The 11,396-nt window shown below is 67.6% G+C and carries 7 protein-coding genes and 3 pseudogenes; 6 read left to right on the top strand and 4 right to left on the bottom strand.

Features of this window, described 5'->3' with window-relative positions; genetic code table 11:
- A pseudogene (locus tag ACWCXX_RS26185) lies at positions 1-203 on the bottom strand (AMP-binding protein); the annotation flags it as partial.
- Between the two features lie 210 nt (positions 204-413).
- Between ACWCXX_RS26185 and ACWCXX_RS26180 the strand changes: the two are divergent.
- From ACWCXX_RS26180 to ppsA, 4 genes and pseudogenes are all read left to right on the top strand, one after another.
- Positions 414-977 carry a DUF2243 domain-containing protein gene (locus ACWCXX_RS26180; protein WP_451131266.1) on the top strand — a complete coding sequence of 188 codons (564 nt, stop codon included), beginning with the start codon at positions 414-416 and terminating at the stop codon, positions 975-977.
- A gap of 11 nt (positions 978-988) precedes the next feature.
- The gene (locus ACWCXX_RS26175) at positions 989-1,813 is read left to right on the top strand and encodes a cytochrome c oxidase assembly protein (protein WP_451131264.1); all 825 of its coding nucleotides are present in this window, start codon (positions 989-991) and stop codon (positions 1,811-1,813) included.
- A gap of 128 nt (positions 1,814-1,941) precedes the next feature.
- A pseudogene (locus ACWCXX_RS26170) lies at positions 1,942-2,595 on the top strand (glycoside hydrolase family 65 protein); the annotation flags it as partial.
- Between the two features lie 340 nt (positions 2,596-2,935).
- Positions 2,936-5,437: a phosphoenolpyruvate synthase gene (ppsA, locus tag ACWCXX_RS26165; RefSeq protein WP_451131262.1), complete on the top strand. Its 2,502-nt coding sequence runs from the start codon at positions 2,936-2,938 to the stop codon at positions 5,435-5,437.
- A 482-nt stretch (positions 5,438-5,919) separates the two neighbouring features.
- On the opposite strand, the gene gndA is transcribed toward ppsA, so the two are convergent.
- The 3 genes and pseudogenes from gndA to ACWCXX_RS26150 all read right to left on the bottom strand — a co-directional run.
- Complete coding sequence (gene gndA / locus ACWCXX_RS26160) at positions 5,920-7,359, bottom strand: NADP-dependent phosphogluconate dehydrogenase (RefSeq protein WP_451131260.1); 1,440 nt, start codon at positions 7,357-7,359, stop codon at positions 5,920-5,922.
- 643 nt (positions 7,360-8,002) lie between these two features.
- Complete coding sequence (locus ACWCXX_RS26155; protein WP_451131258.1) at positions 8,003-8,851, bottom strand: tyrosine-type recombinase/integrase; 849 nt, start codon at positions 8,849-8,851, stop codon at positions 8,003-8,005.
- A 47-nt stretch (positions 8,852-8,898) separates the two neighbouring features.
- Positions 8,899-9,506 (bottom strand): annotated as a pseudogene (locus ACWCXX_RS26150) (NAD(P)-binding domain-containing protein); the annotation flags it as partial.
- 171 nt (positions 9,507-9,677) lie between these two features.
- On the opposite strand from ACWCXX_RS26150, the gene ACWCXX_RS26145 reads away from it, so the two are divergent.
- Positions 9,678-10,274, top strand: a complete 597-nt coding sequence (locus tag ACWCXX_RS26145; protein ID WP_451131256.1) for a TetR/AcrR family transcriptional regulator — start codon at positions 9,678-9,680, stop codon at positions 10,272-10,274.
- Complete coding sequence (locus ACWCXX_RS26140) at positions 10,267-11,235, top strand: alpha/beta fold hydrolase (protein ID WP_451131254.1); 969 nt, start codon at positions 10,267-10,269, stop codon at positions 11,233-11,235. The genes ACWCXX_RS26145 and ACWCXX_RS26140 overlap by 8 nt, the downstream gene beginning before the upstream one ends.
- Positions 11,236-11,396: the final 161 nt, after the last annotated feature.

The following is an 11,396-nucleotide window of genomic DNA, read 5'->3' as shown; positions in this document are numbered from 1 at the left end:
CACACCACGGCCTCCGGGTTGAGCGGCTCGCCGACCGACGCGATGAACCGCAGGGCGCTCAGGTCGAACGAACGGGGCAGGTCGTACGGCCCGGTGCGCGGAGTGGTCCGCATCAGCATGCGCAGGGCCGTCGGCGCCGTGTACCAGACGCTCACCCGCTGCTCGGCGAGGATCCGGTACCACCGGCGGGCGTCGTAGTCGCCGGGGTGGCTTTGTTCACGAGATTGGTCAGCACTTGCTCACCGGTTCGGGAGGCACCTGACCCCAAGGAGCTGTTCGAAACGTTCACGAGTTCTGACCACGCGCTGTCTGGGCCGGGTGGAGCACATGCGCGCGCGTGAGTGCCATGGAGAGAGGAACCTGCGACTGAGGCATCTTCCAACAGAGCCCAGGACCGGGAGTGGAGACGAGCGATGGCCACCACAACGGGCGAGGCCCAGGCCGGCATTGGACAACCGGTGAGCATCCAGTTGCCGGGCATCGTGCTCGGGGTGGGGATGGGCGGCTTCGCCGACGGCATTCTGCTCCACCAGCTCCTGCAGTGGCACCACATGCTCTCCAGCACCAACGAGGACCGCATCGGGGTGAAGTACTACAACCCCCACACCGTCTCGGGCCTGGAGATGAACACCCTCTGGGACGGCATCTTCCACACCGTGTGCTGGCTCGCGGTCCTCCTCGGGCTCGCTATCCTGTACTCGCGGGTAACCCACAACCGGCTGCGGGTGTGGACCTCCCGGGTGCTGTGGGGCTGGATGCTCGTCGGCTGGGGCCTGTTCAACCTCGTCGAGGGCGTCCTGGACCACCACATCATGGGCATCCACCACGTCTACGCCGGAGACGGCCGGGTCTGGTGGGACATCGGCTTCCTCGTCCTGGGCGCCCTGCTGGTCGTCGGCGGCTACCTGCTCCAGCGCAGCGGCCAGCCCTTCGACCCAGGCGCCACCGTCGAGCGGCACGAGAGCCGGCCTGCCTGATGGACCACGACATGCCCGCACACGGGCACACCGCGGGCAGCAGCCTCCTCGGGTGGCTGCTGCCCGCCCTCGTCCTACTGGCCGCTGCCGGCACCTACCTGCTGCTCGCCCGCCGGGCCCGCCGCCGCAACCCGGCCCAGGGCTGGAGCCGGTGGCGGACCACCGGCTTCCTGACCGGCACCGCCCTGCTCGGAGTGGCCCTGCTACCGCCCGTGGCCCCGTTCGCGCACGAGGACTTCCGCGGCCACATGGCCCAGCACATGCTCATCGGCATGTACGCGCCCCTCGCGCTCGTCCTCGCGGCCCCCGTCACCCTCCTGCTGCGCACCCTGCCCGCAGCCCGGGGGCGGCATCTGACGGCCGTACTGCACAGCCCGCCCGCCCGGGTGATCGCCCACCCGGCGGTCGCACTGGCCCTGTCCACGGGCAGCCTCGCGGTGCTCTACTTCACCCCCCTCTACGACGCGACCGCGGGCAGCCCGGCCGCGCACTGGATGCTGCACGCGCACTTCCTGCTGTCCGGCTGCCTCTTCGCCTACGTCGTCGCCGGTCCCGACCCGGCACCCGCCCGCCCCGGCGTGCACGCCCGGCTGCTTTACCTCGGTATCGCCATCGCGGCGCACGCGGTGATCTCCCAGCTGATGTACGGCGGCTTCTGGGTCGACATCCACGCCCCCATCTACCAGGTCCAGGGCGGCGCGGAGATCATGTACTACGGCGGCGACATCGCCGAACTGCTGCTGGCCGCTGCCTTGGTCGCCACCTGGCGGCCCGAACACCGGCGCGCGGCGAACCGTGAAGCTGCCGTACCCCGCGAGGCCACGGCACACGCCTGACACCAAGCGGCAGGCAGCAGCTTTGCCGAGGCAGCCAGCACCGGCCCTCCGCCTCGCGCGATCACGCCTCTACGAGTCGCCCCGAAGTTGCTGTCGCTTCCCGTGAACATCGAGCACCGCAGCGATGAGGTGCCTCCCGACGTCATGAGCAACTGCTGCCGAAACTGGTGAACAAAGCCGAAGGGGACACGGTCAATCGCTATCAGGCGTCCAAGCAGGCCGACACGCTCATGCTCGGCTATCTCTTCCGCCCCGCCGAACTGCGCTCACTCTTCGACCGTCTCGGGTACCGGCTCGATGACGAAGTGTGGCGTGCGACGGTCGGCTACTACCTGGGCCGTACCAGTCATGGTTCGACCCTCAGCAGCCTGGTGCACGGCTGGGTACTCGCGCGCGAGAGAGGCCCGGACGCCTGGCGGTACTGCGAGGAAGCCCTGCTCAGCGATGTGGCGGATGTCCAGGGCGGCACCACCGGCGAAGGCATTCACCTCGGCGCCATGGCAGGCACCCTCGATCTCGTCGAGCGGGGCGTGGCAGGACTGGAGGCAGGCGCGGACGGGCTCCGTGTCGATCCCATTCCGCTCAGGGAGGTGCCGCGCTGCACGTTCACGTTCTGCCATCGCGGGCACAGAGGCATCCGTGTCCGGCTGCTGCCGGGCCGATTGGGGATTCGCGCGCCCCGCTCGCGGCTGGCCGCCCCGCTGACCGTGTGCCTGCCCGGCGGGCGGCTGGTGACCGTGGCCGCGGGGGAGCAGCACTGGTTCCGCCTGCCGGTGAAGTGACTCCTGACGGGTCCGGCGCAGTCGACCGCACGTCCGCCACCCGCCGTTCTCAAGGCTCCGGCCCGGCCATGGGCCGATCGGTCCCTCTTCGGTACGGCCCACTCGGCCCAGCTCCTGGCCTCCTCGGCACTGCGGCGATGCCCTCCCGGGGAGCGACCGTGGATGGCGGATGCCTTGTCCGGACTCCGCCTCCCGAAGGGGTGACGACGATGCAACGCATCCGGATCAGGATCCGGCCGGGGAAGTCACGCCGTCATGGGCAACAGGATCTGCGCGCCCCCTCCGGCCGACCCATGCCCCACTGAAGCCCGCGGTTACCGCACTCACGGCGGAGGACATCATGGCAACCACTCGGCGTGTCGCACCGTTCACGGCATTCGGACGGCAGGACGTCGGCATTGTCGGCGGCAAGAACGCCTCACTGGGCGAAATGACCGCGCACCTGGCAGCTGTAGGTGTACGGGTGCCCCCGGGCTTCGCGACGACGGCTGAAGCATACGGGGAACTGCTCGACGGACACGGGCTGCGTGGGCGGATCGAGGCGCAGATCGAACGGTTGCGCGATGGGGTGGCGCTGGAGGAGGTGGGGGCGGCGATCCGGTCGATGATCATGGCCGAGTCGCTTCCGGCCGGACTGCGGACCGAGATCGTCTCCGCGTACGAGCAGCTCGCACGCGACCAGGGACGAGAGGATCCCGAGGTCGCCGTGCGAAGCAGCGCCACCGCCGAGGACCTGCCCCAGGCGAGCTTCGCCGGCCAGCAGGAGACCTATCTGAACGTACGCGGACCTGCCCAACTGCTGCTGGCCTGCCACCGCTGCTACGCCTCGCTGTTCACCGACCGCGCGATCGACTACCGGGAGCGGATGGGCTTCGATCACCTCGCGGTGGCTCTCTCCGTCGGCGTCCAGATCATGGTCCGCTCCGACCTCGCAGGCGCCGGAGTCATCTTCACCCTCGACCCCGAAAGCGGATTTCCCGAGGTCATCGTGGTCAGCGCCGCGTGGGGCCTGGGCGAGACCGTCGTCAGTGGCCAGGTCGACCCCGACGAGCACACGGTCTTCAAGCCGGGCCTCAAGGACCCGGCGCTGGATCCCGTGATCGATGTACGGATCGGAGCGAAACGGAAGAAGGCGGTCTACGGACAGCACGGACGGACCTGTTGCGTCGATACGACCGGCGAGGAGCGCTCGCGATGCGTGCTGACGGACACGGAGGTTCGGCAACTGGCCGAATGGGCGATGACTGTCGAGGCGCACTACGGGTGCCCCATGGACCTGGAATGGGCCAAGGACGGCCTGACCGGGGAACTGGCGATCGTGCAGGCCCGCCCCGAGACCGTGCAGTCCCGCCGACGCGCCACGACATTGCGCCGCTGCCGCCTGATCGTCACTCCGCAGCAGAGCCTCATCGAGGGCATCGCGGTCGGCGAGGCCATCGGCTCGGGCCCGGTCGTCGTCCTCGACTCGCCTGTGGATCTCGACCGCTTCCCGACCGGCGGTGTGCTCGTCACGGGCATCACCGACCCCGACTGGGAACCCGTCATGAAGCAGGCTTCCGCGATCGTCACCGACCATGGCGGGCGGACCTCGCACGCCGCCATCGTCAGCCGCGAACTCGGTGTCCCGGCTGTCGTCGGGACGGGGCAGGCAACCGAGGTGCTGTCCAGCGGCCAGGACGCCACCGTCTCGTGCGCCGAGGGGACCTGCGGCCGGGTGTACGCGGGACTGCTGGCGTTCGAGGAGCACGAGACCGATCTCACCGAGTTCCCCGCCACCCGGACCCGTGTGATGCTCAACCTCGCCGACCCGTCCGCCGCCTTCCGGTGGTGGCGCCTGCCCGCCGACGGCGTCGGGCTCGCGCGCCTGGAGTTCATCGTCGCCCACCAGGTCAAGGCTCATCCCATGGCACTGCTCCACCCGGAGCGCCTGGGCCGGCATGACCGCTGCGCCATCGATCAGCTGACCGAGGGCCACCTCGACCGCGGCCAGTACTTCGTCGACCGGCTGGCCCACGGAGTGGCGCGCATCGCCGCATCCCGCTGGCCCGATCCGGTCGTCGTGCGGACCAGCGACTTCAAGACCAATGAGTACGCGCGGCTGCTCGGCGGGCAGGCATTCGAACCGGTCGAAGCGAATCCGATGATCGGCTGGCGCGGTGCCAGCCGCTACTACAGCGATGGCTACCGCGAAGGCTTCGCGCTGGAGTGCCGGGCACTGCGCCGGGTTCGCGACGAGATGGGGCTGACGAACGTCATCGTCATGATTCCCTTCTGCCGCACCACGGAAGAGGCCGACCGGGTTCTGGACGTCATGGCGGAGCAGGGACTGCGCCGGGGCGAGCACGGCCTCAAGGTCTACGTCATGGCGGAGATCCCCTCCAACATCATCCTGGCCGAGGACTTCGCCCGGCGTTTCGACGGTTTCTCCATCGGGAGCAACGACCTGACCCAGCTCACCCTGGGCGTCGACCGGGACTCCGAGACCCTTGCTCATGTGTTCGACGAGACCGACCCCGCAGTCACACAGAGCATTCGGCTGCTCGTACTGCGTGCGCATTCCGCCGATCGCGCAGTGGGCATCTGCGGCCAGCGCCCCAGTGACGACCCAGCCTTCACTGAATTCCTGGTGAGGACCGGCATCGACTCGATCTCGGTGGCACCGGACAGCTTCGCCTCGGTCAAGCAGCATGTGGCAGCCGCCGAACGGGATCCGCGAGCCGATGAACCCGCGAGCCGATGGCCTGCTGGCCCAGCCAGGATCCGGCAGGACGACCGCGATCGTGGACCGGCCAGCATGCAGCACCGCTCTGAACAGGGATTTCTGGACCAACGCGGAAGCTGAAGGAAGTTCTGGCAGGGCTCTGCCGGGGCTTGTAATGCTTTGGTCTTGAGGTCCCGCGCTGTCGACGAGTCAGGGGGCGTACAGCGGGTCGGCTCCCCGCCACCGAAGCCGACGACGGACAGCCCGTGAGGCGGTTCGGCTTTTCCTCCGAGGCGTCCTGCGGCAGAGCCATATCAGGGACTTTCTGCCGAGTAAGCACGGAAGGCCCTGACGGTACTGGAAGGGAGAAAAGCAATGGTCAGAGCCTACGCGCTCAGCGCTCGACGATGTTCACTGCGAGACCACCGCGCGCGGTTTCCTTGTATTTCACGTGCAAGAGAACATTCCGGCAGGTGGGTAAATCAGGGCGCTCCTCTCGCTCGCGTCCCAGGGGCACTGCGGAGCAGTGAACGGAAGCGCGACCCCGCCTCTGATCCCTTGAACGTCCGTGACCGCATCTGGAGTGAAGAATCTGCCCCGGCATCGACTTTTGCGGGTGCCGGTCAGCTTTCGACTTCGGTTTTGTCGCCGCCCCAGAGGGTGTGGAAGGCGCCGTCGCGGTCGACGCGGTGGTAGGTGTGTGCGCCGAAGTAGTCGCGCTGGCCTTGGGTGAGGGCGGCGGGGAGGCGCTCGGCGCGCAGGGAGTCGTAGTAGGCGAGGGTGGCTACGAAGGCGGGGGTGGGGACGCCCTCGGTGACGGCGGTGGCGATCACGGTGCGCCAGTCGTTCTGTGCGGCGGCGATCTCTTCGGCGAAACTCTTGTCGGAGAGGAGGCTTGCCATCTGAGGCCGGGCTTCGTAGGCGCTGGTGATCCTGTCGAGGAACGCGGCCCGGATGATGCATCCGCCGCGCCAGATCGCGGCGACCTTGCCGAGATCGATGTTCCAGCCGTATTGCTTGCTTCCGGCCGAGATCTCGTGGAAGCCCTGGGTGTAGGCGACGATCTTCGAGGCATACAGTGCCTGCTCGACCTGGTCTGCGAATGCCGCCGCCTCGTCCTCACCCAGCTTGCGAGCGGTCGGTCCGTCGAGGTGGCGTGAGGCATCACGGAGGGTGGCGTGGCCGGAGACGGAGCGGGCGAAGACGGCCTCGGCGATGGCGGAGACGGGAACGCCCAGGTCGAGGGCGATCTGTACGGTCCAGCGGCCGGTGCCCTTCTGCTCCGCTTGATCGAGTACGACATCCACGAAGGGCTTACTGGTCGCCATATCGACATGCGAGAGCACTTCTGCGGTGATCTCGATGAGATAGGAGTCCAGGCGCCCGGTGTTCCAGGCGCGGAAGATGTCCGCGATCTGCGTGGGGGAGTATCCGGCCACGTCGCGAAGCAGCTGGTATGCCTCGCCGATGAGCTGCATGTCCGCGTACTCGATGCCGTTATGTGTCATTTTTACAAAGTGTCCGGCGCCGTCAGGGCCGATATGTGTGACGCACGGGGCACCGTCCTTGGCCTTCGCGGAGATCCTTTCCAGCATTGGCCCAAGTGAGTCATAAGACTCTTTGCTGCCGCCTGGCATGATACTCGGTCCGTTGAGCGCGCCTTCCTCGCCGCCGGAGATGCCGGTGCCGACGAAGTGGATGCCCTGCTTGCGCAATTCGCGCTCTCGGCGGCGCGTGTCTGCAAAGTGTGCGTTGCCTCCGTCGATGATCACGTCGCCGGGTTCCAACAGGGGCGTGAACTCCGCGATCACTGCGTCCGTGGCCTCTCCGGCCTTCACCATGATGACCAGACGTCGTGGCCTTTCCAGGGCCGCCACGAAATCCTCGGCACTCTCGGTCGCGATGAAGTCACCCTCATCGCCAAATTGTTCGACGAGTTCTTCGGTGCGAGCGGCCGTGCGGTTGTGCACTGCAACGGTGTATCCATTGCGTGCAAAATTCCGGGCCAGGTTGCGGCCCATTACGGCAAGCCCTGTGACGCCGATCTGCGCTGTGCTGCTCATTGTGGCTGTGCCCACTTCCGGTTTCGTGGTCTTCGGTAGTCCGGCCGACCCTCATAGCGGAACGGGTTACCGAGCTTACGAGGGGCAGGCGATCGAGGACTGGGAAGCTGTCATAGTGTCGCCAATGTTCCCCGGATGGTCGTCGGCACCCTGTGGCGCGACGGTTCGTGCGGGGCGCGGTCCGGGGGCTTTTTCACACTGAGAACTGGTTCGGAGATGCGCAGCTGGTGCGCGTTGTCGGCACCACGTTGTGGTGATCTCCGATGGGCGGCTCGCAACGTGATGGCGCGGTCGCGGCCAGGCCGGTGCCCGCGCAGATCGTCCGGACTGCGTACTCCTTCGGCTGCGTCTGCCCCCATGGTGAGGGTGACTTGGTGCGGCCGGAGAGGGCGTGTATACCGTACGTCGGACCGTATGAGGAGACAGTGAATGGAACGTTGTTACATCGGAGTCGCCAACGCGGCGGTCTATCTGGACATGACGGAGCGTTGGATGTACCGAAGAGTCCCGAAGGCATGGCATCCCTAGGTACTACTTCGGGGGTGAGCTGAAGTTCAAGGTGGCCGACCTCGATCGGTGGGCCCAACAGCAGAAGACCGCATGAAGGGCCGGGCACACGCCCGGCCCTTCGTCTTTAAGTGCTTCATAGTTCCTCCTTGAGGAGCCGAGCCGCCCGACCTACCGAGGTCGGCGTGAGGTGGCGATAGATCCTGGAAGTCAGGTTGATATTGCTGTGCCCCATCCACTCCGCGACGTCGGTGATCGGAACACCCTTGGATAGGCAGTTCGAGGCGAAGAAGTGTCGCCGTGAATACGGGTTGAGCTTTCGGGTGATACCAGCCTTCTTCTTTGCTGACCGCCACTGGTACTGCATAGTTGAGTGACCCCAGTGCAGGGATCGTTGTGTCTTGAGTGCGCGGATCTCGTCCAGGGTAGGGGTGGTGATCTTGCGTGGGATGTACTCCGGGGAGGCGACGTCAATAAACGGGTCCTCTGCTGTACCTCCGCGACGATGGGCATCCAGCAAGATTTTTTTGAGGGTGTCGTAGGCGTTCTGCTGGGCACCCAATCCGACCGACCGCTCTTCCATCGACATGATGAAGTCGTCGATCACTGTCGAGGTGAACGTATTGATCCGACGGGATTCCGGGACGGGGAGTACCTGACTCTTCGGGACCTGGTCCACCGTACGGATGCTGCCAGACGTGCAGTGACGCTGCCGGGCCAGCCATGAGGCCGCGTACGGACCGAATCGGTGCCGACCTATCTCGCACCGGGACGCGGCCTGCCGCTCTGGTGTGTGGCGCTTCTCGTCGTAGACCTTGGTCAGACGGTCGAGGGCATCCTGCTGGCTGGTGAACCCGGTCTCTTCACGCTGACGGCCCGTCCCGTCGCGGTATCGGACGACGTAGGGATGTGCGCAGCGGTTCTGACGGGTGCAGCGGCAGTTCTTGAAGAAGCTGCCCAGGCCGCGAACGAGCGGGGTTGCCATGGTGCGCGTTTCCTGACTCATGCTGGGCGTTTGCTGACTGGGCACCCGTGAGCATGGCCCTGAACTGCGGCTTCGCCAAACTGCGCGACGTTGTGGACCATCTTCACGAAGTGCCCCGCCCCGTCGGGACAGATGCGGATGGTGCACGGGGTGCCGTCCTTCGCCCTGGCGGCGATCCGCTCCAGCAGCGGCCCCAGCGACTCGTACGACTCGGCCGAACCGCCCGGCATGATGCTCGGCCCGTTCAGCGCGCCCTCCTCGTCGCCCGAGATGTCGACGCCGACGAAGTGGATGCCGCGCCCGCGCAGCTCCTTCTCCCGGCGCCGGGTGCCCTGGAAGTGCGCGTTGCCGCCGTCGATGATGACGTCGCCCTCTTCGAGGAGCGGGGCGAACTCCTGGATCACGGCATCGGCCGGACCGCCCGCCTTCACCATGATCACGAGCCGGCGCGGGCGTTCGAGCGCCGCGACGAACTCCTGCGGGGTTGCGCGGCGACGAAGGCTCCCTCGTGGCCGAACTCCTCCACCAGTGCGTCCGTCCTCGCGGTCGTCCGGTTGTGCACCGCGACCGTGAAGCCGTTGCGGGCGAAGTTGCGCGCGAGGTTGCGGCCCATGACCGCGAGCCCCGTGACGCCGAGCTGTGCCGTGCCGCTCATCCACGTGCTCCGCAATCCGTGTCGGTAATGCCCGGATCATCATTTTTGCCGTGATCTTCAGTATGGATTCGAGCGGAGGAACGGCCTGTTCGCCGTCGACCACGTGACGTTGCCTTGGTAACTTAGGGAGGTGCCTAGGGTTCCTAGGATGGGTTGCGATGGAGGTGGCGGATGGTTCGCGCGGGACTCACGACCGAACGCGTGGTGGAGGCGGCGGCCGACCTGGCCGACGAGATCGGCTTCGACAAGGTCACGATCTCCGCGCTGGCCCGGGGCTTCGGCGTCAAGGACGCCAGCCTGTACTCGCACGTCAAGAACCTCCAGGACCTGCGGTTCCGGGTCGCGGTGCTGGCCTCCGAGGAGTTCATCGACCGGATCGCCGACGCCGTGGTGGGCCGGGCCGGAAAGGACGCCCTGGTCGGATTCGCCGACGCCTACCGGGCCTTCGCACTGGAGCGACCCGGACGGTACGAGGCGACGCAGCTGCGGGTCGACCCCGCCGTCGCGGCCCGGACGTCCGCGTACCGCCGCACCATCGAGACCACGGGCGCGATGCTGCGGGCCTACGGTCTGACCGAGCCCGATCTCACGGACGCCGTGCGGCTGTTGCGCAGCACCTTCCACGGCTACTGCGCGCTGGAGGCGAGCGAGGGCTTCGGAGCGCCCCGTGACGTGCAGACCTCCTGGGAGCGGGCCGTCGAGGCCCTGCACTACCTGCTGGAGCACTGGCCGTCCGCCATGGACAAGGGAGAGAACGAACATGACTGACCGCACGGCAGCGGACCGCACGGCGCCGGACCGCATCGGACATCTGGAGGTGCCCGGCGCGACGCTGTACTACGAGGCGCGCGGCCGGGGCCCGTTGCTGTTGTTGCTGCCGGGAGGGAGCGCCGACGCGGGGATCTACGACCGGATGGCGGCGCGGCTCGCCGACAGATGGACCGTCGCGAGCCTCGACCCGCGCGGATACTCGCGCAGCCTCCTCGACGGCGAACCGGGCGAGCAGCGGGTGACGGTGCAGAGCGAGGACGCGTACCGGCTGATCGAGTTCCTCGAGCCGGACGGCGGACCGGTGGCGGTCTTCGGTGCCAGTGCGGGGGCGATCGTGGCCCTGGACCTGCTCGCCCGGCACCCCGAACGGCTGCACCGGGTGATCGCGCACGAGCCGCCGTTGGTGGAACTGCTGCCCGACCCGGAACAGGGGCGGCGGCTCTTCGCCTCGGTGCGGGACTCCTTCCGCGACAGCGGGGTGGCCGCGGCGCTGACCACCATGACGGAAGGTCTCATGGCTTCGGCTTCGGACCCGGCTTCGGCTTCGGACCCGGCTTCGGCTTCGGACCCGGCCTCGGGCACGAATGCGGATCCCGACGCGGCCGAGGCTGCCGCTCAGGGTGCCCCGTCCTCCGAGCGGGAGAAGGAGGCGGTCGAGCAGACCGTGCGGGAGGCCGAGGCCGTCCGGCGGATGCGTGCCAACCTCCCGGTGTTCCTGGAGCACGTGTTGTGCTCGTTCAGCGGTCACACCCTGGACCTGGAGGCACTGGCACGCGGTGCGCAGAAGCTGGTCGTCGGTGTCGGGGAGGAATCCGGCACCCTGCTCACGGCGATTCCGGGGCCCCGGCTGGTCGACCGGGCGGGCGGCAGGCTCGTGGAGTTCCCGGGCGGGCACACCGGTTCGAGTGAGCACCCCGAGGCATTTGCCGCACGACTGCGGTCGGTGTTGCTCGACTGAACCGGATTCGGCGCGTGAGACGGGGAGGAACGGGGTGCGGGACGTAGGCTCTGTGCCGTCGTCCGCCACGTCAGCGGGACATCAGCCGGGCGTGACCGAAACGCCGACGGGCCTGTACAGGCTGGTGACCACCGCACAGGGGACTCCGCGAAACCCACACC

The organism is Streptomyces sp. NPDC001732 (genome assembly GCF_053596315.1).
This window is presented reverse-complemented; position numbering and strand designations above follow the sequence as displayed.

What these genes read in the sequence shown, in the direction of transcription:
- ACWCXX_RS26145 (WP_451131256.1), top strand. Translation starts at nt 9,678, where the DNA reads ATGGTTCGCGCGGGACTCACGACCGAACGCGTGGTGGAGGCGGCGGCC.
- ppsA (WP_451131262.1), top strand. Translation starts at nt 2,936, where the DNA reads ATGGCAACCACTCGGCGTGTCGCACCGTTCACGGCATTCGGACGGCAG.
- ACWCXX_RS26140 (WP_451131254.1), top strand. Translation starts at nt 10,267, where the DNA reads ATGACTGACCGCACGGCAGCGGACCGCACGGCGCCGGACCGCATCGGA.
- ACWCXX_RS26155 (WP_451131258.1), bottom strand. Translation starts at nt 8,851, where the DNA reads ATGGCAACCCCGCTCGTTCGCGGCCTGGGCAGCTTCTTCAAGAACTGC.
- ACWCXX_RS26180 (WP_451131266.1), top strand. Translation starts at nt 414, where the DNA reads ATGGCCACCACAACGGGCGAGGCCCAGGCCGGCATTGGACAACCGGTG.
- gndA (WP_451131260.1), bottom strand. Translation starts at nt 7,359, where the DNA reads ATGAGCAGCACAGCGCAGATCGGCGTCACAGGGCTTGCCGTAATGGGC.
- ACWCXX_RS26175 (WP_451131264.1), top strand. Translation starts at nt 989, where the DNA reads ATGCCCGCACACGGGCACACCGCGGGCAGCAGCCTCCTCGGGTGGCTG.